Source organism: Mesorhizobium sp. C264A, from assembly GCF_040324515.1.
In the GTDB taxonomy this organism is placed as follows: Bacteria; Pseudomonadota; Alphaproteobacteria; order Rhizobiales; family Rhizobiaceae; genus Mesorhizobium.
Window position 1 is genome coordinate 190727 of the sequence record NZ_JAMYVY010000001.1, and the last position, 22760, is coordinate 213486.

The 22760-nt window shown below is 62.7% G+C and carries 23 protein-coding genes; 11 read left to right on the forward strand and 12 right to left on the reverse strand.

Annotated features, from left to right (window positions below; all coding sequences use genetic code 11):
* Window positions 1-5 precede the first annotated feature (5 nt).
* Window positions 6-428, reverse strand: a complete 423-nt coding sequence (locus NKL04_RS00980; protein ID WP_352594782.1) for a type II toxin-antitoxin system VapC family toxin — start codon at window positions 426-428, stop codon at window positions 6-8.
* On the reverse strand, window positions 428-703 hold the full coding sequence (locus NKL04_RS00985; protein ID WP_023701566.1) for a type II toxin-antitoxin system Phd/YefM family antitoxin: 276 nt from the start codon (window positions 701-703) through the stop codon (window positions 428-430). The genes NKL04_RS00980 and NKL04_RS00985 overlap by 1 nt, the downstream gene beginning before the upstream one ends.
* 259 nt (window positions 704-962) lie before the next feature.
* Here NKL04_RS00985 and petA point away from each other — a divergent pair, with 259 nt between their 5' ends.
* From petA to NKL04_RS01010, 5 genes are all read left to right on the forward strand, one after another.
* Window positions 963-1523, forward strand: a complete 561-nt coding sequence (petA, locus tag NKL04_RS00990) for a ubiquinol-cytochrome c reductase iron-sulfur subunit (protein WP_023670027.1) — start codon at window positions 963-965, stop codon at window positions 1521-1523.
* 16 nt (window positions 1524-1539) lie between these two features.
* Entirely contained in the window at window positions 1540-2883 is a 1344-nt protein-coding gene (locus NKL04_RS00995) for a cytochrome b (RefSeq protein WP_023683697.1), read from the forward strand.
* A 23-nt stretch (window positions 2884-2906) separates the two neighbouring features.
* A complete protein-coding gene (locus tag NKL04_RS01000) occupies window positions 2907-3779 on the forward strand; it encodes a cytochrome c1 (RefSeq protein WP_023670029.1) in 873 nt (290 codons plus the stop codon).
* 186 nt (window positions 3780-3965) lie between these two features.
* Window positions 3966-5111: an alpha-hydroxy acid oxidase gene (locus NKL04_RS01005; RefSeq protein ID WP_023821603.1), complete on the forward strand. Its 1146-nt coding sequence runs from the start codon at window positions 3966-3968 to the stop codon at window positions 5109-5111.
* Between the two features lie 9 nt (window positions 5112-5120).
* Window positions 5121-5666: an adenine phosphoribosyltransferase gene (locus NKL04_RS01010; protein ID WP_013529989.1), complete on the forward strand. Its 546-nt coding sequence runs from the start codon at window positions 5121-5123 to the stop codon at window positions 5664-5666.
* Window positions 5667-5765: 99 nt separating this feature from the next.
* Here the strand turns inward: NKL04_RS01010 and NKL04_RS01015 are convergent, their stop codons facing one another.
* From NKL04_RS01015 to NKL04_RS01045, 7 genes are all read right to left on the reverse strand, one after another.
* Entirely contained in the window at window positions 5766-6230 is a 465-nt protein-coding gene (locus NKL04_RS01015; RefSeq protein WP_023701568.1) for a MaoC family dehydratase, read from the reverse strand.
* Window positions 6227-6688 carry a MaoC family dehydratase gene (locus NKL04_RS01020; RefSeq protein ID WP_023670033.1) on the reverse strand — a complete coding sequence of 154 codons (462 nt, stop codon included), beginning with the start codon at window positions 6686-6688 and terminating at the stop codon, window positions 6227-6229. The genes NKL04_RS01015 and NKL04_RS01020 overlap by 4 nt, the downstream gene beginning before the upstream one ends.
* 78 nt (window positions 6689-6766) lie before the next feature.
* On the reverse strand, window positions 6767-7741 hold the full coding sequence (corA, locus tag NKL04_RS01025) for a magnesium/cobalt transporter CorA (protein ID WP_023701569.1): 975 nt from the start codon (window positions 7739-7741) through the stop codon (window positions 6767-6769).
* A gap of 209 nt (window positions 7742-7950) precedes the next feature.
* Complete coding sequence (ychF, locus tag NKL04_RS01030; protein ID WP_023701570.1) at window positions 7951-9054, reverse strand: redox-regulated ATPase YchF; 1104 nt, start codon at window positions 9052-9054, stop codon at window positions 7951-7953.
* 95 nt (window positions 9055-9149) lie between these two features.
* Complete coding sequence (pth, locus tag NKL04_RS01035) at window positions 9150-9890, reverse strand: aminoacyl-tRNA hydrolase (protein ID WP_023701571.1); 741 nt, start codon at window positions 9888-9890, stop codon at window positions 9150-9152.
* Between the two features lie 21 nt (window positions 9891-9911).
* Window positions 9912-10556, reverse strand: coding sequence for a 50S ribosomal protein L25/general stress protein Ctc (locus NKL04_RS01040; RefSeq protein ID WP_023686131.1), 645 nt, complete (start codon window positions 10554-10556; stop codon window positions 9912-9914).
* Window positions 10557-10821: 265 nt separating this feature from the next.
* A complete protein-coding gene (locus NKL04_RS01045; RefSeq protein WP_023701572.1) occupies window positions 10822-12054 on the reverse strand; it encodes an ROK family transcriptional regulator in 1233 nt (410 codons plus the stop codon).
* 242 nt (window positions 12055-12296) lie between these two features.
* Between NKL04_RS01045 and NKL04_RS01050 the strand changes: the two genes are divergently transcribed.
* The 4 genes from NKL04_RS01050 (at window position 12297) to NKL04_RS01065 (ending at window position 17832) form a co-directional block, all read left to right on the forward strand.
* Window positions 12297-14858, forward strand: a complete 2562-nt coding sequence (locus NKL04_RS01050; protein WP_352712010.1) for an ATP-binding cassette domain-containing protein — start codon at window positions 12297-12299, stop codon at window positions 14856-14858.
* Window positions 14855-15844, forward strand: coding sequence for an ABC transporter permease (locus tag NKL04_RS01055; RefSeq protein WP_023701575.1), 990 nt, complete (start codon window positions 14855-14857; stop codon window positions 15842-15844). Before NKL04_RS01050 ends, NKL04_RS01055 begins: the two co-directional genes overlap by 4 nt.
* Window positions 15845-15890: 46 nt before the next feature.
* Window positions 15891-16892, forward strand: coding sequence for a rhamnose ABC transporter substrate-binding protein (locus tag NKL04_RS01060; protein WP_023701576.1), 1002 nt, complete (start codon window positions 15891-15893; stop codon window positions 16890-16892).
* 178 nt (window positions 16893-17070) lie between these two features.
* Window positions 17071-17832: a glutamine amidotransferase gene (locus tag NKL04_RS01065; RefSeq protein WP_023701577.1), complete on the forward strand. Its 762-nt coding sequence runs from the start codon at window positions 17071-17073 to the stop codon at window positions 17830-17832.
* Between the two features lie 22 nt (window positions 17833-17854).
* Here the strand turns inward: NKL04_RS01065 and NKL04_RS01070 are convergent, their stop codons facing one another.
* Entirely contained in the window at window positions 17855-18286 is a 432-nt protein-coding gene (locus tag NKL04_RS01070) for a MarR family winged helix-turn-helix transcriptional regulator (protein ID WP_023670043.1), read from the reverse strand.
* 150 nt (window positions 18287-18436) lie between these two features.
* On the opposite strand from NKL04_RS01070, the gene NKL04_RS01075 reads away from it, so the two are divergent.
* Window positions 18437-19279 (forward strand): alpha/beta fold hydrolase, encoded by an 843-nt coding sequence (locus tag NKL04_RS01075; RefSeq protein ID WP_156951488.1) that lies wholly within the window; start codon window positions 18437-18439, stop codon window positions 19277-19279.
* A gap of 98 nt (window positions 19280-19377) precedes the next feature.
* Here the strand turns inward: NKL04_RS01075 and NKL04_RS01080 are convergent, their stop codons facing one another.
* Together NKL04_RS01080 and NKL04_RS01085 are read right to left on the reverse strand one after the other, a co-directional pair.
* Window positions 19378-20292, reverse strand: a complete 915-nt coding sequence (locus NKL04_RS01080; RefSeq protein ID WP_023701580.1) for an alpha/beta fold hydrolase — start codon at window positions 20290-20292, stop codon at window positions 19378-19380.
* A 141-nt stretch (window positions 20293-20433) separates the two neighbouring features.
* A complete protein-coding gene (locus tag NKL04_RS01085) occupies window positions 20434-21678 on the reverse strand; it encodes an MFS transporter (RefSeq protein WP_031209488.1) in 1245 nt (414 codons plus the stop codon).
* A gap of 203 nt (window positions 21679-21881) precedes the next feature.
* Here NKL04_RS01085 and NKL04_RS01090 point away from each other — a divergent pair, with 203 nt between their 5' ends.
* Complete coding sequence (locus NKL04_RS01090; protein WP_023670047.1) at window positions 21882-22754, forward strand: AraC family transcriptional regulator; 873 nt, start codon at window positions 21882-21884, stop codon at window positions 22752-22754.
* Window positions 22755-22760: the final 6 nt, after the last annotated feature.

Genomic DNA, 22760 nt, shown 5'->3' on the forward strand with positions numbered 1-22760 from the left:
AGCCTCTAACCCTTCGTCGGTATCCAAGGGTTGAAAAGCTTCACGCCGGTGCCTTCAAAATCCTTGGTGTTGCGAGTCACGACTGTCAAGTTTTTGACGAGCGCGGTAGCGGCTATGAGGGCGTGGCGCTCCGGCTTTGGATCGGGAACGTGGAGGTTTGCGCAACGCACGACAACAGCCGTGTCTATGCTCAATATCCGGTCGTCAAACTGTGGAATGAGTGTCTGATCCAACCACTCACGGTACGTGGTGGCCTGGCGAGTATCCTTCCTCGACAAGAGCAATGTTCCGATTTCGAGTTCCAGGATCGAAATGACCGACATGAAAAAGCTGGCGATGTCGTGGGTCTCTGACCAGGCCAAAACGTTGCGATCGGCCTTGTCCCGACGACGCAGATTCGAAACGACATTGGTGTCAAGAATGAACATCAGTCGAGTTCGGGAATCTTGAAAAACGGTCCTTCCAGGCGAGGTGGTTCCCAGTCGAAATCTGCTTCGGGGCGATCATCGGCAATCGCGTCCGCGAGGCTTCTCGGCTTCTTCTCTAAACGCTGATATTCCTCCATCGACATCAGCACATGGGAGGGCTTGCCGCGGTCGGTAATGATGACCGGCCCGTTCTTGGCTGCCCGTTTGGCATGCGCCGTGTCCTGGTTGAATTCACGGCTCGACATGATGGTTATCGTCTTCGTCGAGATATTCATATCAACACCTCCATCCGGAAGATGTAGACATATTGCTACATTCGGCCAAGCTCGTCAAATTTCTCTTCGTGCGGAACGCCCGCGACAATCTGCCCTTGTGGCCTCAGCCCGCTGGACAAAAACGGGCTTCACGCATAAACCGAAATCCAAATGCCGGAGGAATTCGCTAGCTTGTTCGCCATGCGCTGTCGGGCCGGCGCGATGGAGCGGGGACAAAGCTCGGCCGCCGGCTCGGAAGAGGCGAAAGGATCAGGCACCCGTGAGCGCAACCGACACCCAGGATCCCAACCGTCGTGATTTTCTCTACGTCGCCACCGGCATGGCCGCAGTGGTTGGCGCAGGCGCCGTTGCCTGGCCCTTCATCGACCAGATGCGCCCCGATGCCTCGACGCTGGCGCTGGCCTCGGTCGAGGTCGACGTCGCCTCGCTGACGCCTGGCATGTCGCTGATCGTCAAATGGCGCGGCAAGCCGGTCGTGGTGCGCAACCGCACCGAGCAGGAGATGAAGGACGGCGAGGCCGTGAACCTTGCCGACCTCAAGGATCCTATTGCCCGCAACGCCAATCTGCCCGCCGATGCGCCGGCGACCGACGCCAACCGCACCACGCCCGGCAAGGAAGCCTGGATGGTGATGGTGCAGGTTTGCACGCATCTGGGCTGCATTCCGCTTGGCCAGGAAGGCGATTTCGGCGGCTGGTTCTGCCCGTGCCACGGTTCGGTGTACGATACCGCCGGCCGCATCCGTAAAGGCCCGGCGCCGGAAAACATGGCCGTGCCGGTATTCAAGTTCATTTCCGATACCAAAATCCTTATCGGTTGAGGCAGGGGATATTTCGATGAGCGAGGGACACTCGACCTATACGCCCAAGACCGGTATCGAACGCTGGTTCGACGCCCGCATGCCGCTGCCGCGCATGATCTATGACAGCTTCATCGCTTATCCGGTGCCGCGCAACCTCAACTATGCGTGGACCTTCGGCGGCATCCTCACGATCATGCTGGTGGCGCAGATCCTGACCGGTATCGTGCTCGCCATGCACTATACCGCCGACACCAATCTCGCCTTCAATTCGGTCGAGAAGATCATGCGCGACGTCAATTCCGGTTGGCTGTTGCGCTACATGCATTCCAACGGCGCCTCGTTCTTCTTCGTCGCCGTCTACATCCACATCTTCCGCGGGCTTTATTACGGCTCCTACAAGGCGCCGCGCGAGCTGCTGTGGATCCTCGGCTGCATCATCTATCTGCTGATGATGGCGACCGGCTTCATGGGCTATGTGCTGCCCTGGGGTCAGATGAGCTTCTGGGGCGCCACCGTCATCACCGGCTTCTTCAGCGCCATTCCGCTGGTCGGAAACTGGATCCAGGAACTGCTGCTCGGCGGTTTCGCCGTCGACAACCCGACGCTCAACCGCTTCTTTGCGCTGCACTATTTGCTGCCGTTCATGATTGCCGGCGTCGTCGTGCTGCACGTCTGGGCGCTGCATGTGGTCGGCCAGTCGAACCCGACCGGCATCGAGGTGAAATCGAAAACCGACACCGTTGCCTTTACGCCCTATGCGACCATCAAGGATGCATTCGGCATGATCGTGTTCCTGTTCTTCTTCGCCTATTTCGTCTTCTACCTGCCGAACTTTCTCGGCCATCCGGACAATTACACGATCGCCAACCCGCTGAAGACGCCGGCCCACATCGTGCCGGAATGGTACTTCCTGCCGTTCTACGCGATCCTGCGCGCGATCACCTTCAACATCGGGCCGATCAACTCCAAGCTCGGTGGCGTGCTGTGCATGTTCGGCGCCATCGTCATGCTGTTCCTGGTGCCGTGGCTCGACACCTCCAAGGTGCGCTCGGCGGTCTACCGGCCCTGGTACAAGCTGTTCTTCTGGCTGTTCGTCGCCGACGCTGTCCTGCTTGGCTGGCTTGGCTCGCAGCCGGCGGAAGGTGGCGGTCTGTTGACCCTCCTGATAGGTGAGGTCTCGGGCAACTACGTTGGCTACGCTCAAGCGGCGACACTGTTCTACTTCGCCTTCTTCCTCGTCATCCTGCCGGTGCTTGGCCTGATCGAGACGCCACGCAGACTGCCGAATTCGATCACCGAGGCGGTGCTGGAGAAGAACAAGGGTGCCGGAGGGGGACATCCGGCCGGTGCGACCGCCGCGCCGGAAACCAAAGGCTGAGTGAGAATCTAAGGGGATTTGGCATGAAAAAGATTCTCACCTCGCTCGCCCTGCTAGGCGTGTTTGCCGCTGGCATCGGAGCCGTCGGCAGTGTGGCGATCGCCGCTGAAGAGGCGCACAACGCGGCGGCACCGACGCATTTCCCGATCCACGAGCCGAAGGAGATGGACTGGACTTTTGCCGGTCCGTTCGGCACCTACGACAAGGCGCAGCTGCAGCGTGGCTTGAAGGTCTACAAGGAAGTCTGCTCGGCCTGCCACTCGATGAATTTGGTGGCGTTCCGCACGCTGGAGGACCTCGGCTATTCGGAAGCGCAGATCAAGTCCCTGTCGGCCGAGTACACCATCCATGATGGACCCAACGATGCCGGGGACATGTTCGACCGCCCGGGCAAGCCGTCCGACCATTTCCCGGCGCCGTTCGCCAATGAGGAGGCGGCTGCCGCTTCCAACGGCGGCGCTGCCCCACCGGATATGTCGCTGCTAGCCAAGGCGCGCGGCGTCGAGCGCGGCTTCCCGCGCTTCGTCTTCGATATCTTCACGCAATATGCGCAGGGCGGCCCGGACTACATCCATTCGCTGCTGACCGGCTACGACGAGACGCCACCTGCCGGCATGGTGATCCCCGAAGGCACCCACTACAATCCATACTTCATGTCCGGCGTGTCGCTGAAGATGCCCAAGCCGCTCTCCGACGGCCAGGTGACCTACGATGACGGTTCGCCGCAGACGATCGACCAGTATTCGCGCGACGTCTCGGCGTTCCTGATGTGGGCGGCCGAGCCGCATATGGAAGACCGCAAGAAGACCGGCTTCCGCGTGCTGGTGTTTCTGCTTCTGTTCGGGGCGCTGATGTATCTGACCAAGCGCAAGGTGTGGGAAGGCGTGGCGCACTAAGCCGCATCTTATTCCTCGGAAATGGAAAGGGCGTCTTCGGACGCCCTTTTTGCTTGCCAAACCGGGCATGGTTCGCATCTTGGCGCAGCAGCCGTCCAGTAAGAAGTCCGTTGGCACGGCGCCATGCGATTGGTATTGCACGCGCGCCCGGCGGATCGCGGGCTAAAGGGGCATTTGGGATCGATGATGCGGCTACGCGACTGTCACAACTTTTCCGATTTCCGGCGCATGGCCCAGCAGCGGTTGCCTGGGCCAATCTTCAACTACATCGATGGCGCGGCCGACGACGAGGTCACCTATCGCCGCAACACCGAGAGCTTCGAGCGCTGCGACCTCGTTCCCAACGTGCTGCGCGGGGTAAGCGAGATCGACATGTCGGTGACGGTGATGGGCCAGAAGCTGGCCATGCCCGTCTATTGCTCGCCGACCGCCTTGCAGCGGCTGTTCCATCATCAAGGCGAGCGCGCGGTGGCCAAGGCTTCGGCCAAATTCGGCACGATGTTCGGCGTGTCCTCGCTCGGCACTGTCAGTCTTGAGGAAGCGCGCAAGATCACCAGCAGCCCGCAGGTCTACCAGTTCTATTTCCACCGGGATCGCGGCCTCAACCGGGCGATGATGCAGCGGGCGAAAGCGGTTGGAGTCGAAGTGATGATGCTGACCGTCGACAGCATCACCGGAGGCAACCGCGAGCGCGACAAGCGCACCGGCTTTGCCATCCCCTTCAAGCTCAACCTTGCCGGCATGCTGCAGTTCGCGCTGAAGCCGGGCTGGGCAATCAACTATTTCACCCATGAGGGGTTCAAGCTGCCGCAGCTCGACGAGCATGTCGACATGGGCGGCGGCACGATGTCGATCAGCCGCTACTTCACCGAGATGCTCGATCCGTCGATGACCTGGGACGATGTTGCCGAGATGGTCAGACTGTGGGGAGGTCCGTTCTGTCTCAAGGGCGTCATGTCGGTGGAGGATGCCAAGCGCGCCGTCGAGATCGGCTGCAGCGGCATTGTGCTGTCCAACCATGGCGGCCGGCAGCTGGACGGCTCGCGGGCGGCGTTCGACCAGTTGGCCGAGATCGTCGATGCCGTCGGCGACAGAATAGACGTCATCATGGATGGCGGCGTGCAGCGCGGCACCCATGTGCTGAAGGCGCTGTCGCTCGGCGCCAAGGCTGTTGGCGTCGGCCGCTATTACCTGTTCCCGCTAGCGGCGGCCGGACAGCCGGGCGTCGAGCGGGCGCTGGAGCAGATGCGGATCGAGATCGAGCGCGGCATGAAGCTGATGGGCTGCAGTTCGATCGAACAATTGTCGCGCAACAACCTCCGTTTCAGGTAATCTCGACCCATGAAATCCTCGCTCGAAGACACGCTGCTCGCCGCGATCCGCACCATTCCGGACTACCCCAAGCCCGGCATCCTGTTTCGCGACATCACCACTTTGCTCGGCAATGCGCGCGCCTTCCGCCGCGCCATCGACGAGCTGGTGCATCCCTATGCCGGGCAGAAGATCGACAAGATCGCCGGCATCGAGGCACGCGGCTTCATCCTCGGCGGTGCGGTCGCGCACCAGCTTTCGGCCGGTTTCGTGCCGATCCGCAAGAAGGGCAAGCTGCCTTACGAGACGGTACGCGTCGCCTACAGCCTGGAATACGGGCTGGACGAGATGGAGATGCACAAGGACGGCGTTGCGCCGGGCGAGAAGGTGATCCTGGTTGACGACCTGATCGCGACCGGCGGCACGGCGGAGGCGGCGGTCAAGCTGCTGAGGCAGATCGGCGCCGATATTCTTGCCGCGTGCTTCGTCATCGACCTGCCGGATCTCGGCGGACGGGCGAAGCTCGAAGCGCTGGGCGTGCCGGTGCGGACGTTGATCGGGTTTGAGGGGCATTAGGGAGTAGGGAGTAGGGAGTAGGGAGTAGGGAGGAAGCTCCGCATTCCGTGCAAGGCGCAGCACCCACTGCTGCCTAATCCCTACTGCCTAAACCTAGCCCTACCCAGCCTTCACCAGCACCGCGCTGTCGAACTCCAGCACCTTGTCGCCCGTCGAATCGAATCCTTCCGAGCGCAGCGCGAGCAGCCGCCAGCCGGGGCGATTGGCCAGCGGGCGGTGGGAGACGGCCGTGCGGGTGAAGGTGACGGTTTCGCCGGCATAGACCGGCTTTGGCCATTTCAGGTTCCTGAAGCCGGGGGAGGGGCCGAATTCTGGTACCGGGCCGGGTCCGGTCCATTGAGAAGCGTCCATAGGATTTTTGAGATTGAGCTTCATCCAGGTGGCCGCGGTGTGCCAGCCTGAGGCGCAGAGGCGGCCGAACACGCTTTTCTTCGCCGCCTCCTCGTCGACATGAAAGATCTGTGGATCGTATTTGCAGGCGAACGCCTTGATCGCCTCGGTTTCGAATGTGTGCGAACCGAGGTTGATGGTATCGCCGATGCGGAAGAACGCGTCGAGGCTCATGCGCCGGCCTCGCGGGTCAAGAACATGACAGTGTTCTCAAGTTCGAAGACGCTTTCACCGCGCTGGTTGAACAGTTCGCTGCGCAAGGTGACGAGGCCGAGCTGAGGCCTGGATTTCGACAGGCGCCTGGCAAGCACGCTGGTGCTGCCGGCCAGTGTGTCGCCGGCCAGCACCGGCTTCTTCCATTTGACCTGGTCGATGCCGGGCGCGCCTTGCGCGGTCGAGTCGAGCAGGAAGGCGTCGCACAGCATGCGCATGAAGATCGCGCAGGTGTGCCAGCCGGAGGCGGCCAAGCCGCCAAGGATGCTGGCCTTGCCGGCGGCTTCGTCGAGATGCATCGGCTGCGGGTCGAATTCGGTGGCGAATTCGATGATTTCGGCCGCACTCACCTGCTTGGCGCCGAGGTCGATCGATGCGCCCTCGGTGAAATCCTCGTAGGCCCAGCTTTTTGCGGTCATGATCTCAATCCGGTTGTACGATCACCGGGCATCCGGATGCCGTCCGGGCGGCGTTTGGTCAAGCGAATTCTATTGGGCCTACAACCAGCCGCGGCGGCGGAAATACCAGAACGGCAGGATCGCCGACAGGATCATCAGGCCGATGGCGAAGGGATAGCCGAGCTCCCATTTCAGCTCCGGGATGACGTCGAAATTCATGCCGTAGATCGAAGCCACCAGCGTCGGCGGCAGGAAGATGACGGCGGCGACCGAGAAGATCTTGATGATGGCGTTCTGCTCGATCGAGATCATGCCGAGCGTCGCGTCGAGCAGGAACGAGATCTTCTGCGACAGGAAGGTGGCATGGTCGGCGAGCGACAGCACGTCGCGCGATACTGTCTTGATGCGGGCGCGGACGTCCTTGCTCATCTTGATCTGGGTCGCGACGTGGGCAAGGAAGCCGGTGAGGCGCTGCAGCGAGATCAGGCTGTCGCGGATCGAGGAGGCAATGTCTTCCTTGCGGCCTATGGCCTTGAGCAGTTCCTGGAAATCGCGATTGCGCTTGTTCACCTTGGTCGACCGCGCCTCGAAGATGTCGCGCGAGATCGTCTCGATGTCACGGCCGGCGCGTTCGAGAATATCGGCTAGGCGATCGACGATCGCCTCCAGCAGGCCGATCAGGATGGTGTTGCCGGTGGTGCAGCCTGTCGCCACCTTCTCGGCGCGCAGGGGGAAGGTCTTGAACGCCTTCGGCTCATGATAGCGGATGGTGACCAGTCTCGGGCCGGCAAGCACAAAGGTAACCGGTGACATCAAGGGATCATCGATTTCGGTCTGCGCCGGCAAGGTGGCGGTCATGAAGTAGGCGCCGTCCTCGATGTAGAGGCGGCTCGAAATCTCGATCTCCTCCATCTCCTCGCGCGTCGGGATGGCAACGCCGAGCCAGGTCTCGATCGTTGTTTCTTCTTCCTTGGTCGGGTTGAGAAGGTCGGCCCAGACGACCTGATCGCCATTGGCCACGAGATCGTCGGCGAGGCGCAGGCGATCATTGTCGACGACGAAGGCCTTGATCATCGCCGGTCTCCGTTGGTTGAGCCCAAGGTTTCGTTTAATAGCGATGGGTCTTGCACGCGCCGCCGTTCCCACGGGGACGGCCAAGTCGCATGCAAACGGCCATAGACCCGGTGCCAAGGGCAGTCAAGCGAAGCGGCATGCCGGCTCCTCCACTTGACGAAGCCGTGATCGGCCGCCGTCAGCGCGCGAGCCGCGAGAGCCTCGGCGTCTCAGGTGTTGAACTTGAACAGCAGGACATCGCCATCCTGGACCACATATTCCTTGCCTTCGTCGCGCGCCTTGCCGGCTTCCTTGGCCGCCACTTCGCCGCCTAGCGTGATGTAGTCGTTGTAGGCGATGGTCTGGGCGCGGATGAAGCCGCGCTCGAAATCGGTGTGGATGACGCCGGCCGCCTGCGGGGCCTTGTCGCCCTTGTGGATCGTCCAGGCGCGCGTCTCCTTCGGCCCGGCGGTGAAATAGGTGATGAGATGCAACAGATCGTAGCCGGCGCGGATGACCTTGTTGAGGCCAGGCTCGTCGAGGCCGAGCGAGGACAGGAACTCCATCTCTTCCTCGTCGGAGAGCTGGGCGACTTCGGCCTCGATCGCGGCCGAGATCACCACGGTGCCGGCGCCTTGCGCGGTCGCCATCTTTTCCACGGCTTTGGTGTGCTCGTTGCCGGTGGCGGCGTCGGCTTCGGCGACGTTGCATACATAGAGCACGGGGTGCGAGGTCAAGAGGTTCAGTCCCTGCAGGATGCGCAGGTCTTCCGCTGAAATGCCGTTGAGCAGGATGCGGGTCGGCTTGCCGGCCTGGAGGAGCTCGAGTGCTGCCTCCATCATCGGCAGCACGGTGGTTGCTTCCTTGTCCTTGCTGCCGGCGCGCTTGCGGATCTGCACGATGCGGCGCTCGAGGCTGTCGAGGTCGGCGAGCATCAGCTCGGTCTCGACCGTATCGGCGTCGGCGACAGGGTCGATTTTGCCCTCGACATGGGTGATGTCGTCATCCTCGAAACAGCGCAGCACATGCACGATGGCGTCGACCTCACGGATGTTGGCGAGGAACTGGTTGCCCAGCCCTTCGCCCTTGGAGGCGCCGCGCACCAGGCCGGCGATGTCGACGAAGGAGATGCGGGTCGGGATGATCTCCTTAGACTTGGCGATTGCGGCGATCTTCTGCAGCCGCGGATCAGGCACCGCCACCTCGCCGGTGTTCGGTTCGATGGTGCAGAACGGATAGTTGGCGGCCTGCGCCGCCGCCGTCCTGGTCAACGCGTTGAAAAGCGTCGACTTGCCGACGTTGGGCAAGCCAACGATGCCGCATTTGAAACCCATGTGTCCGGTCCTATCGGGAAACTAGAAATTTGATGAGGGCTATGGGCGATAGGAGTGAGCAACGTCAAGCCCCGCGGTCCCGATCCTGTCGACGCTCAGTCCTTCTTGCCGAACAGTTTCTTCAGCATGGCGGCCATCGGGCCGCTTTCCGGCAGCTTGGCCGGCGCCTGCTGTGGCCGTGCCTGGCGGATGTGGCTTTGAGCTTTCGGGCCCTCAGCCTTCGGCGCCTTTGGCGGCGGCCGGTCGTCGTCGCCGGTTGGCGTTAGTTTGTCGCGCAAGGCCAGCGTCACCCGGTTCATGAAAGAACTGTCGTCGCCCTTGGCCAGCAGCCCGGCATCGTCGGCGATGGTGTCGAGCAGCACGTCCAGCCATTCGCGGTCGGCCTTGGCGAAATCGCCGAGCACATGGGACTGCACCATTTCCCGGACGCCGGGATGGCCGACGCCGATGCGCACGCGGCGAAAGTTCTTGCCGACATGCTGGTCGAGCGAACGGATGCCGTTGTGTCCGCCGGCGCCACCGCCGACCTTAACCCGCAATTTGCCGGCCGGCAGGTCGATCTCGTCGTAAAAGACGGTCAGCGCCTCGGGGCCGAGCTTGTAGAAGCGCAGGGCTTCGCCGACCGGCTGTCCCGACAGGTTCATGAAGGTCTGCGGCTTGATCAGAAGAATCTTTTCGCCGGCAATCGTGCCTTCGGCGATCAGGCCCTGGAACTTCTTCGACCAGGGCGAAAACGAATGGCGGCGGGCAATTGCGTCCGCCGCCATGAAGCCGACATTGTGCCGGTTATCAGCGTATTTCGCGCCCGGATTGCCGAGGCCTGCAAAGACAAGCATCGTGAACTCCGGGCCCGAAAATTACTTCTCTTCGGCAGCAGGAGCCGCCGCTTCGGGGGCTGCCGCTTCCGCCGTCTCTTCCGTCTCCGGCTTCATCGCCGAGGAGCCGGCAATGGTCGCGATGGTGAAATCGCGATCGGAGATCACCGGCTTGACGCCGGCCGGCAAGGTAACCGCCGAGATGTGGATCGAATCGCCAATGTCGGCGCCGGTGAGATCGACGGTGATGAATTCCGGGATCGCATTGGCCGGGCAGTGGAACTCGACTTCGTGACGCACGATGTTGAGCACGCCGCCGCGTTTGATGCCGGGCGACTTGTCTTCATTGATGAAGTGGACGGGCACGTCGACGTTGACCTCGGTGTCCTTGCCGATGCGCAGGAAGTCGACATGGACCGGGAAATCCTTGACCGGGTCGAGCTGGAAATCCTTGGGCAGAACCTGGATTTTCTTGCCGTCGACATCGATCGTGGCGATCGTGGTCAAAAACCCGCCGCCATGGATTTTGTAGAAGACGTCCTTGTAGTTCAGCGCAATCGCCAGGGGAGGCTGTCTGTCGCCGTAGATAACTGCAGGCACTTTACCGTTGCGGCGAACTGCACGGGCGGACCCCTTACCGACCTGTTCGCGCGCTTCGGCCTTGAGCTCGTAAGTATCGTGGCTCATGGCATTTCCTTTCGCGTTTTATGGAGCGTTTGCGGTGGCAGTGTGCCTGGACCGTAAACGTCGAAAGCCGCCAGGCCTGGATGTCCGAATGCCAGAAACCGCATACGCGGAGCTTTGTTCGGGATCACAAGGGAAGGCAGCCTTCCGCCGCGTTGCCTCCAAGGGTGTCTACGCGGGTGGCGGCTCTATAGCGGAAGGCGGGCAGGCGTGCAAGCCATGGCGGGCAAGGGCGGCCGATGCCTGCGTTGGGCGCGCCGCATTGCGCTCAGGCCGGCAGGTCGGTGGGCGGATTTGATCCGTTTCCCTTGGCGCCACCGAGCGTGGACAGAGCGCTCAGCAGTTTCGTCCGGTCCTTGCCGATCATGAGCACGCCGCTGTCGGGCGCCAGCAGCGCCGAGAACGGAAGCATGGCAGCGCCGATCGAGGAGGCCTCAGGGCCGAATTGCCCCGACACGATCTCCGGCGCCACGATGCCGATTGCGCTGGCCTGGTTGAACTGGGTCTGCACCCTTGCCAGCAGTTCGAGATGGATCGGCCTGGGCAGGATCGAGTCGAGAACGATGGCCTCGATGTCGATGATGGAGGTGATGGCGATGATCGCCTCGACCAGCGCGCTCGCACAATCGTCGATCCATTCGAACAGCGGCACGCGCGCTTCGGCTGGCAACGGATCGAGTTCCCGCACACGATTGATCACCACGCCGCGCGACCTCAGGTGATTGACCAGCACATAGATCGAGGCGCGATGCAGCAGGCTCTGGTAGCGCGCAGGCTTCGCCGCCACCGAATCGAGGCTTGAGGGCGAGACCGGCAAGGGTCCGAGGGCAGCGCTGTTGCCATGCGGCCCGGTATGGACCCTGCCGCCTTGCACCAGGCCGCCGCCGACAAAAGTGTCGATCGAGATGTGCATGAAATCGCGAAAGCGGGCGCCGGCGCCCTGGACAAGTTCGGCCAGCGCCGCCGACGTGGCGTCGTTTTCCACGAACACCGGCGTCTTCGCCGGCGTGGCAAAGCATGTCGTCAGGTCGATCGCCTCCCAGCGGCTGCCGAGATCGTCGGGAAAGCCGAGTTCCTCGCTCCAGCCGCCGAGGAAATAGGGTGAGGCAATGCCGACGCCGACGATGCTGGCATCGCCAAGCCCATCCACCAGCTTTTCGAAGGTGGCCAGCGCCATGTTGCCGGCCTTCAGCACCAAATCAGGATCGGGGAAGCGGTATTCGTGCGACTCTCTTGCGCGGATTTCACCGGCGAAGTCGACCAGAACGGCTTCAAGCGCACGCCGGCCGATCTTGATGCCGACGCTGTAGATGCGCTCCGGCGTCAGCCGGTAAAGCGTGGAGGGCGAACCGCGCTGCCCGAACCTTTTTCCCACTTGCTTTACGAATCCGGAAGATTCCAGGCCGTCGACGATGGCAGCGACGGCCGCCGGCGTCAGGCTTGCCGCGCGCGCCAGATCGGACTTGGAGGCTTCCTTGAGGCGACGGATGGCGTCGAGCACGAAACGCTCATTATAGTGCCGAACTTTGACAGAATTGCTGCCTTTCCCTGACAAAACCCGCACACTCCCCAAATGTCCCGTTCCCGGCGCGAAGCCCGCAAACCACCTGCGGCCGAGCGCACCCTGCGGTGCCTATGTTGGCGGCGACAGTGCGCGTCGGAACCATGGAAGTCAATTTTGCCGTTGCGCCTTTGCGCTATTTAATATAGCAAATTGAAAAAATAACTAGTCAGGGAGGAGACGTGCTGCACTCGAGCACACAAAGCGAAGCCGACGCTGCGGTGGTGCGGGCTGTTCCTGTTGCCCTGGTTCAGGCGACGAAGGCTTTCGGCGGCACGATTGCGCTCAAGGACGCCTCCTTCGAATTGCGCTCCGGCGAGGTGCTGGCGCTGCTTGGCGAAAACGGCGCCGGCAAGAGCACCTGCGTGAAGCTTCTGGCCGGTGTGCATTCTCCCACCAGCGGTCATGTCGAGGTTGACGGCAAATCAGCCGTCTTCCATTCGCCGCATGACGCGCAGGCGGCCGGCATTGCGGTCATGCACCAGCATCCTGGCCTGTTTCCCGATCTGTCGGTGGCGGAGAACATCTATCTCGGCCACATGCCGCGCGACCGCTTTGGCGGCATCGACAATGCCGCCATGCTGGCCGGCGCCCGCAAGGTGCTGGCGACCGTCGGCCTCGACGTGCCGGCGGCAACGCGGCTGGGAACCCTGCGTACCTCAGAACAGCAACTGGTCGAAATAGCCCGGGCGCTATCGCTGGATGCGCGCGTGCTGATCATGGACGAACCGACGGCGGCGCTGTCGCAGCGCGAGGTCGAGCGGCTGTTTTCCGTCGTTGCCGATCTCAGGCTGCACGGCGTGGCGATGATGTTCGTCGGCCACCGTATGGACGAGATCTTCCGCATCGCCGACCGCATCGCGGTGCTGCGCGACGGGCGCCTGATCGGCGTCAAGCCGAAGGCCGAGCTTGGCCGTGCTGCCGCCATCAGCATGATGGTCGGGCGTGAAGTCACCGACCTCTATCCCGAACGGCGCCATGCCTCAGGCGCGCTGGTGCTGGAGGGGAAGGGACTTTCGCGCGCCGGCGGCTTTACCGGTATCGACCTCAAGCTTCACGCCGGCGAGGTGCTGGGGCTTGGCGGCCTGGTCGGCAGCGGACGCACCGAGATTGCGCGCGTGCTGTTCGGTATCGACCGGCCCGACGCCGGCGAAATCCTGATCGACGGCAAGCCCGTGCAGTTCGCCTCGGCGCGCGACGCCATGGATGCGCGCATCGCCTATGTGTCGGAAGATCGCATGGGCCAGAGCCTGGTGATGGATTTCTCCATCCTCGACAATGCGGTGCTACCTGTTCTCGACAAGGCCGCACAACGCGGTCTCTACGGCACCGACCGCGCCATCGGTCTGGTGGCGGACTGGCTGAAGCGCATGAAGCTGCGCTTTTCCGGCTACGGGCAGCCGGTGAAAGAGTTATCCGGCGGCAACCAGCAGAAGGTGGTGCTGGCCAAGTGGCTGCGCACCGAGCCGCGCGTGCTCATCCTCGACGAGCCGACGCAAGGCATCGATGTCGGCACCAAGGCGGAAGTGCATGCAATGATCGCGGACCTTGCCGCGCAAGGCATGGCGATCCTTTTGATCTCGTCAGAGATGCCCGAACTGATCGGCATGTGCGACCGCATTATCGTGCTGCGCGAAGGCCGCCAGACTGCCGAGTTTTCGCGCGGGCAAGCCACGCAGGAAAAAGTACTGGAAGCGGCGACCAGGACCGATGAACGTGCCGGCCAGGCAGCGCAGATAGAACGCGCCGCCGAGGAGGAAAAGGCAAAAGGACCGTTCGATTTTCTGAAGCGGCGGGAATTCGGCCTGCTTGCGGCAATGCTCGCCGTCGCCATTCCGGTCACCATCATCAACCCGCGCATGGTGAGCGCGGCGAACCTCACCGCTGTGTCGATGGACGCGGCCTTGCTGATTGTCGCCGCACTGGCGCAGATGCTGGTGCTGATCACCCGCAACATCGACCTGTCGATCGCAGCTGTGATCGGCCTCTCCGCCTATATGGCGGCCAGCATGGTTCAGGCCTATCCCGGATTGGACATCGGCATCGGCCTGATCACCGCCTGCGCGGTCGGCGGCTTTGCCGGACTGCTCAACGGCCTAGTCGTTACCAGGGGAAAGATCCCGGCCATCGTCGTTACGCTGGCTTCGATGTCGATCTTCCGCGGTTTCAACTCGATCTGGGCGGCGGGCGACCAGGTCAGCGCCGACGAAGTCACGCAAGCCTGGCTCGACATGACCGGGCTGAAGATCGCAGGCGTGCCGCTGATCGTCATCATCGCTATTGTCATCCTGTGCGCCGGCTATGTGCTGCTCTATCGCACCGCAACCGGGCGCGAGCTGTTTGCCACCGGCTCCAATCCCGACGGCGCACGGCTGATCGGCATCCCGGTCGACCGGCGCATCCTGCTGGCCTTCGGCATGGCCGGCCTGCTCGGCGGTCTGTGCGGGGCGCTGTGGGCATCGCGCTATGCCACCATCGATGCCCGCGTCGCGCTCGGCTTCGAACTCACGGTGATCGCCTCTGCAGTGGTCGGCGGCGTCGCCATCCGCGGCGGCTCGGGCACGCTGCTCGGCATCATCCTTGGCGCGCTCACTCTCTTGGTCATCAAGAACGGGCTGACGCTGGTGCGTGTCGACCCGCTCTGGCTGCAGGGCGTCTATGGCCTGGTGATCCTGGTTGCCATCGGCATCGACACCTTCATCGTGCGGCGTGCCGAACAGGCAAGACAGGCGAGGGCGAGATGAGAAAGTTTATCCGCTCGATCGACTTCTGGGATCTGCTGCTGGCGACCGCCTGCCTCGCCGTCTTTATCTATGCGGCGGTCTTCGTGCCGAATTTCGTTTCCGGCTTTAACCTTTCTCAGCTGGGGGCGAGCGCCTCGGAAAAGGCGTTGCTGATCCTGCCGATGACGCTGCTCATCATCACCCGCGAGATCGACCTGTCGATCGCCTCGGTGCTGGCGTTGACATCCGTGATTTTTGGCCTGCTTGTCCAGGCCGGCGTGCCGACGCTGGCCGCCATTCCGCTGACGCTCGTCTTCGGCGGCCTGCTCGGCGCCTTCAACGGCTATCTGGTGTCGGGCCTCGGGTTGCAGTCGCTGGTGGTGACGCTCGGCACCATGGCGCTGTATCGGGGCATTGGCTACATCCTGCTCGGCACCGGTTCGGTCAACATATTGCCGCCGGCGGTTGTCGATTTCGGCATCAGCAATCTGCCGGGCACACAAATCCCGTGGACCATCGTGCCGTTCCTGCTGCTGGCGCCGATCTTCGCGGTGGTGCTGCAGAAGACGCCGACCGGCAAGCGCATCTATGCGCTTGGCGGCAGCCCCGAAGTGGCGCGCTATTCCGGCATCGACACGCGCAAGATGGTGCTGAGGCTATTCGTCGTCTCCGGTGTCGTCGCGGCCATCGCCGGCATCGTCTACACCGCGCGCCTTTCCAATGCCCGCGCCAACAATGCGCTCGGCATGGAGCTCGACGTCATCACCATCGTGCTGCTCGGCGGCGTCAGTGTCTTTGGCGGCAAGGGGCGGCTCACCGGCGTCATGCTGGCGCTGCTCTTGATTGCCATCATCCGCAACGTGCTGGCGCTCAACCAGATCGGCGGCGACGCCCAAGGCATGATCATCGGCCTGCTCCTGATCGGCTCGCTGCTGGTCTCCAACTACTGGCGCTCCCTGGAGGAGCGGCTGTCAAGATCGCGCGTCCTGCGCGAAACCAAGGGGTGATCTCGGGCCCCTTTCTTCAAGCCCGAATTCTGACGGAGGAGACACAATGAAAGCGTTTAGAATAGCCCTGCTCGCATCCGCGGTTCTGCTTGCGCCGGCCTCGCTGGCATACAGCCAGGAATGCGCCAAGGAACCTGTAACGGTCGGCTTCCTGCCCAAGCTCGACACCGATCCCTACTTCAAGGTGGCTTTCGGCGGCGCCGAGGAGGCTGCGAAGGAAATTGGCGGCACCGCCACCCAGGTCGCCCCGTCGCAGGCGACGGCCGAGGCACAGATCGAATTTATCAACAGCCTTGTGTCGCAGAAGGTCGGGGTCATCGCTATTGCCGGCAACGACGCCAATGCGGTTGCGCCTGCGCTGAAGCGCGCCGTTCAGCAAGGCGTCCGGGTGATATCGTACGATTCCGACGTCGCGGCCGATGCGCGCGCGGTGTTCGTGAACCAGGTGAAGGGCGACAGTCTGGCCGAAATGATGCTGGAAAGCGCATTCAACCTCAGCGGCGGCGAAGGCGAGTTCGCCATCCTGTCGTCGACGCCGACGGCGACCAACCAGAACGCCTGGATCGACTTCATGAAGGCGAAGATGGCGGCAGAGCCGAAATACGCCAAGATGAAACTGGTGCAGGTCGCCTATGGCGAGGAGAGCGAGCAGGTCAACCAGCAGCAGGCCTTGGCGCTGGTGCAGGCGTTTCCGGATCTCAAGGTGATCATCGTGCCGGCAGGCATAGGCCTTCCGGCGGCCGCGCGCGCACTCGAGGAAGCCGGCATGATCGGCAAGGTCAAGCTGACCGGCCTTGCGCCGGCCACTCTGATTTCGAAATACATCAAGGACGGCGCCGCCCAGGACATCTGGTGGAATGTCACCGATCTCGGCTACCTGACCTATCAGGCGGCCCAGGCGCTGGCGCAGTGCAAGATCACCGGCAAGGAAGGTGAGAAGTTCACGGCGGGCAGGCTCGGCGAATACACGATCGGGGCCAGCGGCGAACTGATCCTCGGCCCGGCCAAGATCGTGACGCCGGAAAATCTGGCCGAGTTTAAGTTCTAGAGCGTTTCACCGTTTCACGGAAACGGCGAACCGCTCTATCCCTTTGTTTTACGCAATTCCGGACGGAAAACCGGTCACACTTTTCCTGGAATTGCTCTAAGCCTCCCAAGGCTTTGCGGGCGCCGGCTCGAGCCGGCGCTCGCCTTTCAATCCTCAGTCGAAAAGCGTGAGGGCGACGATGAAACTTTTGCTGGCAGGCGAGACCTTCGCGGCGACGACGTCGGTCGCTGCCGGCGGCGACGTTCTGACAAGTGCGACATGGGTGAATGGCGCGACGGCCTTCAATGCCGCCCTTGCCGCAGAGGGCATAGCGGTGACGCAGATCGGTGGCGATCGCTGTGCGGCCGAATTTCCGTATGACCTCGACGCGCTGGCCGAATACCAGGCGGTGGTGATCTCCGATGTCGGCGCGCTGACCTTGCTGGTCACGCCGGAGGCCCGCGCCGGGCGCATCGGCGTCAACCGCCTCGACGTCCTCAAGGCCTATGTCGAAGGCGGCGGCGGGCTGATGCTGGCCGGCGGCTATATGGGGTTCCAAGGCATGTTCGGCACGGCGCGTTTCCACGACACCCCGGTCGAGGACGTGCTGCCCGTGCGCTGCCTGCCATTCTCGGACGGGCTGGAAGTGCCGCAAGGCCTGCAGCCGTCGATCCTTCAGGCGTCGCATCCGATCCTTGCCGGTGTCGCGGGTCCGTTGCCGCCGATCCTCGGCATGAACAAACTCGATTTCAGGCGCGACGGCTCGTCCCAGCTTCTGGCGACTTGCCAGTATCGCGGCACGGACTGGCCGCTGCTTGCGGTTCGTGAGCATGGCCGTGGCCGCACCGTCGCGTGGGCGACCGACATCGGCCCACACTGGCTGTCGCAGGACTTTTTGGGATGGCCGCTCTACGGCAAGCTGATGGGCAACGTCGTGCGCTGGCTGGCCGGCAAGGATTAAGCCTGGCGTGTTTGTAGGGCAGCTAGTCCGGCTTGCTGCTCAACGCTTCGCGCAGCGCCTGGATCCGCCGATTCAAGGCATCGAGATCAGCCATCGTCATGCCCGAGCGTTCGATCAGGGTTTCGTTGAGGCAGTTGCACTGGACGAGCAGCGCGCGGCCGGCAGGCGTCAGGTCGACCTGCACTTGGCGCTCGTCCGTCTGGCTGCGCTGGCGGGTGACGAGACCGGCCTGTTCCATGCGCTTCACCAGCGGCGTGATGGTGCTCGATTCCAAAGCGAGCCTGTGCGCAATCGAGCCGACCGACATCCCGCCGGCTTCGGCAAGTGCGTTCAGCACGAGATATTGCGGATAGGTGATGCCCATCTCGTCCAGCATGGGCTTGTAGGTGCGATTGATTGCCATGCTGGTGGCGTAAAGCGTGAAGCAGAGCTGGTTGTCCAACGGGAGAGGCACGAGGCATTCCTTTGCCGACTGAGCACATCAATATGTACCACGAAAAATGATATCGCGGTACATATTTTCTGTGGACAAGGATTTGGACCTGCGTTAGTCGTATGGTTATCGCGATATTGATTATCGCGGAAGCAATCAATGGAGAGCGAGATGACCAAGCCCGGCAGCAGCACGATCACCACCAAGGACGGCACCGAAATTTTCTACAAGGATTGGGGAACGGGACAACCCATCGTCTTCCATCACGGCTGGCCGCTGAGCAGCGACGACTGGGACGCCCAGATGCTGTTCTTCCTGTCCAAGGGCTATCGCGTCATTGCCCATGACCGGCGCGGCCATGGCCGCTCCACCCAGACCGATACCGGCAACGAGATGGACACCTACGCCGCTGATGTCGCGGAGCTTGCGGCGCATCTCGACCTCAAGGACGCGATCCATGTCGGCCATTCCACCGGTGGCGGCGAAGTGGCCCGCTATGTCGCGAAGTACGGTTCCGGTGGCCGTGTCGCCAAGGCCGCACTGCTCGGCGCGGTGCCGCCGATCATGCTGAAGACGGCGGCCAATCCGGGTGGCCTGCCGATCGAGGTGTTCGATGGTTTCCGCTCCGCCCAGGCAGCCAACCGCGCCCAGTTTTTCCACGATATTGCGGCCGGCCCGTTCTACGGCTTCAACCGCCCCGGCGCCCAGGTATCGCAGGCTGTCGTCGAGAATTGGTGGCGCCAGGGCATGATGGGCGGCACCAAGGCGCATTACGATTGCATCAAGGCGTTCTCGGAAACCGACTTCACCGACGATCTGAAGGCCATCGACGTGCCGGTGCTGGTCATGCATGGCGACGACGACCAGATCGTTCCGATCACCGACTCCGCGCTGGTGGCTGTCAAGCTCCTCAAAAAGGGCGAGCTCAAGGTCTACAAGGGTTTTCCGCACGGCATGGCGACCACGCACGCCGATGTGATCAACGCCGACCTGCTGGCGTTCTTCAAGGCGTAGAATCGTTCAGTTGAATAGACATCGTCCAGTTGGATAGGCAAGGCACCCGCCGCCGGGCGGGTGCATTTGCTTTCGTCGAAATGTCAGCGGGACAGTGCCTATTTATCGAGAAAACCAGTGATCAGTTTGACGGTGTCGTCGGGGTTTTCCTCCATGATCCAGTGTCCGGAAGCGGGCACGATGCCGCGCGTGACATCGGTCGCAACAAGCCGCAGGAGATCGGCCTGCGTAGTGCCAGCGGATTTTTCACCGCCGACAGCCAGTACCGGCATGGTCAGTTTGCCGCCGGCGGCAAGCATCGCCTGGTTGTCGATCGCGTCCTGGTCAAACGCCTTGAACTGCTCGAAGGCGTCATGCATCGCATGCGGGCGGGCATAGAGTTTGGCGTAGTGCCTGCGCGTCGCCTCGTCGATCTTCTTGGGGTCAGCCGACAACTCGTTGTAGAAGCGGTCGAGATAGATGCGCTCGCGCCCCGCGACCAGCCGCTCCATATCAGGGCCGCGGAAGTTGAAGTGCCAAAGCAGCGGGCTTTGCTTGATCTTTTCCCAGTCGCCTATGCCGGGCAGCGGCGCGTCGATGATAACCCATTTGGTGATGCGCTTGGGATACTGAGCGGCGAGCGCATAGCCGACCATGTTGCCGATGTCGTGGGTGACGAGATCTGCCTTGTCGATCTTCAGGGCATCCAACACGCCGGCGATGTCGACGGCCTGGTTCTTCTTGGCGTAGCCCGCTTCCGGGTGGGCCGACAGACCCATGCCGCGCAGGTCCGGCACGATGACGGTGTGGTCCTTTGCGAGGGCGATGGCCGCGGCGCCCCACATGTCTCCGGTATCGGCAAAGCCGTGCAGCAGCACGACGGCGGGACCCTTGCCGCCAACGCGCACATAGAGTTTGGTGCCGTTGGTTTCGACGGACTGCGTCTTGAAACCCGGCGGAAAGGGAACGATGCGTGCCGTCGCCGGCAAGGTAACAAGAAGCACACCCAATACGGCCAATACGATCTTGCGCATGTCATCCCCCAGAGACGTCGAAGGCCCCAAGCCTTCGTTGATGACTATCTCTAGCAGGCTTTTCAACCAGCGCATGGTGAAAGAATCACAGAGGGCGCAGCAATGCCGCGCCCTGCGTCAAATCCGCAAAATCGACCGGTTTTATCTGGCCGCCGCTTGCGTCTTCCTGGCTTCCTTCATGTTGGGCAGGAACACCGTCAGCAGGCCGAGCAGCGGCAGATACGAGCAGATCTGGAAGACGAAATCGATGCCCTTCATGTCGGCGACGACGCCGAGCACGGCGGCTGCAATGCCGCCCATGCCGAAGGCGAAGCCGAAGAAGAACCCGGCGATGGTGCCGACACGTCCCGGCACCAACTCCTGCGCAAACACGACGATGTTGGAGAAGGCCGAGGACAGGATCAGGCCGATCAGCACCGTCAGCACCATCGTCCATTCGAAATTGGCGTAGGGCAGCGCCAGCGTGAACGGCAGCACGCCGATGATCGAGAACCAGATCATCGCCTTCTGGCCGTAGCGGTCGCCGAACGGTCCGCCGAGCAGGATGCCCAGCGCCGAGGCGCCGAGGAACAGGAACAGCATGACCTGGCTCATCTGCACCGACACGCCGAACTTATGGATGGAATAAAAGGTGTAGTAGCTGGAGAGCGAGGCGATGTAGGCGTTCTTGGTCAGCACCAGCAGCGTCAGCACCGCCAGCGCTCCCATCACCTTCTTGCGCGGGAAGGGGGAGACGAAGCTTGCCGCCTTGCGATTGCCCTGCGCGGCGCGCATCCGGCTGTACCAGCCGCCGACCCGCGACAAAACGATGATGCCGATCAGAGACCCGACGGCGAACCATGAAATGCTGGTCTGGCCGAAGGGCACAACGATGAAGGCAGCGAGCAGCGGCCCCATCGACTGGCCGAAATTGCCGCCGACCTGGAACAAAGATTGCGCCAGGCCAAAGCGGCCGCCGGAGGCAAAGCGGGCAATGCGCGAGGATTCCGGATGGAAGATCGCCGAGCCGATTCCGATCAGCGAGGCGCCGACCAGAAGCAGCGCATAGTGGCCGGCATAGGCCAGAACGATCAGGCCAATCAGCGAGGACGCCATGCCGTAGGGCAGCGAATAGGGCATTGGCCGCTTGTCGGTGATCATGCCGATGACCGGCTGCAGCAGCGACGCCGTGACCTGGAAGGTGAAGGTCAGAAGACCGATCTGCCAGAAATCGAGACCGTAATTCTCTTTCAGCAGCGGATAGATCGCCGGCAGCAGCGATTGCATGATGTCGTTGATGCCGTGGCAAAAGCTCACCGCCAGAATGACGGTGAAGGCGGTCGCCTGGGCTGAAGGGAGGCTGGCGCTTGGCTGCGGTGCAATGCTGGTGGCTGTCGTATCGGTCAAGGCAGGCTCCGAGGTCTTTTTGGCGGGTGTTTGCCCGCGGGCAGGCTTGGCGGCCGCTCCCGCGGACCGCCTTAAGGACGCTCGTCTGAAGCGCTTGGGCGACGCCCCTGCGGAGCGCCTTGGGGATGGCTGCCTTATAAGCCGCTTGCGAGGCGACTTCTTTCGTGGTTTGGTCCAATAGTTTCGCAAGTGGGCCATAGCCGATGCCACATGGCAGGGACATCTTCCGCGCCGGCAATGCCGATCTCGGCCGATTGCACGAAAGCCGCTGGCAGTGGCTGGAGGAGGTTTCCGGGCCGGCGGTGGCTTTGCCGACCGAATATCCCGACGGTTACCTCGTGCCGCAACACCGCCACAGCCGCAGCCAGCTGCTGCATGCGCTGGTCGGTGTCGTGCTGGTGACGACCAGGTACGGGCGCTGGATGGTGCCGCCCGACCACGCAATGTGGATACCGGCCGGCACCGAGCATTCTGTCGAAATGCTGGGCGATGTCTCGATGCGCTCGGTCTATGTCATGCCGGGCGCTATCCCCGGCCTGCCGGAAGGTTTGCGCGTCGTCGGCATCACCGAGCTGATGCACAGCCTGATCGTCGAATCGGAAAAGCTGCCGCAAGGCGGCGAACTGGAAGGCCGCGGCGGGCTGATCATGAACCTGTTGCTGCACGAGATCCCGACCTTGCCGGAACGGCCGCTCGGGCTGCCGTTCCCGTCCGACCCGAAGCTGGCGGCGCTCTGCCGACGCTTTGTCGCGGCACCTTCGCCGCACGCCACGATCGACGAGTGGGCGGATGCCGCAGGCATGAGCCGCCGTTCGTTCACCCGCGCCTTCCAGCGCCAGACCGGACTGTCCTTGTCGACTTGGCGCCAGCAGGCCTGCCTGTTTGCGGCCCTGCCCAGGCTCGCCGATGGCGAGCCGATCACCAGGGTGGCGCTCGACCTCGGTTATGACAGCGTGCCGGCATTCATAACCATGTTCAAGCGCATGCTCGGCGCCTCGCCGCGCGGCTATATGCGCGGCGCCCGCGACGAAGGCATTCGGCGGGCTCAGCCTCGACTTGAGGCCCCGGCGCCGTAGCGCCAG

What these genes read in the sequence shown, in the direction of transcription:
- NKL04_RS00980 (WP_352594782.1), bottom strand. Translation starts at nt 428, where the DNA reads ATGTTCATTCTTGACACCAATGTCGTTTCGAATCTGCGTCGTCGGGAC.
- NKL04_RS00985 (WP_023701566.1), bottom strand. Translation starts at nt 703, where the DNA reads ATGAATATCTCGACGAAGACGATAACCATCATGTCGAGCCGTGAATTC.
- NKL04_RS00995 (WP_023683697.1), top strand. Translation starts at nt 1,540, where the DNA reads ATGAGCGAGGGACACTCGACCTATACGCCCAAGACCGGTATCGAACGC.
- NKL04_RS01000 (WP_023670029.1), top strand. Translation starts at nt 2,907, where the DNA reads ATGAAAAAGATTCTCACCTCGCTCGCCCTGCTAGGCGTGTTTGCCGCT.
- NKL04_RS01005 (WP_023821603.1), top strand. Translation starts at nt 3,966, where the DNA reads ATGCGGCTACGCGACTGTCACAACTTTTCCGATTTCCGGCGCATGGCC.
- NKL04_RS01010 (WP_013529989.1), top strand. Translation starts at nt 5,121, where the DNA reads ATGAAATCCTCGCTCGAAGACACGCTGCTCGCCGCGATCCGCACCATT.
- NKL04_RS01015 (WP_023701568.1), bottom strand. Translation starts at nt 6,230, where the DNA reads ATGAGCCTCGACGCGTTCTTCCGCATCGGCGATACCATCAACCTCGGT.
- NKL04_RS01020 (WP_023670033.1), bottom strand. Translation starts at nt 6,688, where the DNA reads ATGACCGCAAAAAGCTGGGCCTACGAGGATTTCACCGAGGGCGCATCG.
- corA (WP_023701569.1), bottom strand. Translation starts at nt 7,741, where the DNA reads ATGATCAAGGCCTTCGTCGTCGACAATGATCGCCTGCGCCTCGCCGAC.
- ychF (WP_023701570.1), bottom strand. Translation starts at nt 9,054, where the DNA reads ATGGGTTTCAAATGCGGCATCGTTGGCTTGCCCAACGTCGGCAAGTCG.
- pth (WP_023701571.1), bottom strand. Translation starts at nt 9,890, where the DNA reads ATGCTTGTCTTTGCAGGCCTCGGCAATCCGGGCGCGAAATACGCTGAT.
- NKL04_RS01040 (WP_023686131.1), bottom strand. Translation starts at nt 10,556, where the DNA reads ATGAGCCACGATACTTACGAGCTCAAGGCCGAAGCGCGCGAACAGGTC.
- NKL04_RS01055 (WP_023701575.1), top strand. Translation starts at nt 14,855, where the DNA reads ATGAGAAAGTTTATCCGCTCGATCGACTTCTGGGATCTGCTGCTGGCG.
- NKL04_RS01060 (WP_023701576.1), top strand. Translation starts at nt 15,891, where the DNA reads ATGAAAGCGTTTAGAATAGCCCTGCTCGCATCCGCGGTTCTGCTTGCG.
- NKL04_RS01065 (WP_023701577.1), top strand. Translation starts at nt 17,071, where the DNA reads ATGAAACTTTTGCTGGCAGGCGAGACCTTCGCGGCGACGACGTCGGTC.
- NKL04_RS01075 (WP_156951488.1), top strand. Translation starts at nt 18,437, where the DNA reads ATGACCAAGCCCGGCAGCAGCACGATCACCACCAAGGACGGCACCGAA.
- NKL04_RS01080 (WP_023701580.1), bottom strand. Translation starts at nt 20,292, where the DNA reads ATGCGCAAGATCGTATTGGCCGTATTGGGTGTGCTTCTTGTTACCTTG.
- NKL04_RS01090 (WP_023670047.1), top strand. Translation starts at nt 21,882, where the DNA reads ATGCCACATGGCAGGGACATCTTCCGCGCCGGCAATGCCGATCTCGGC.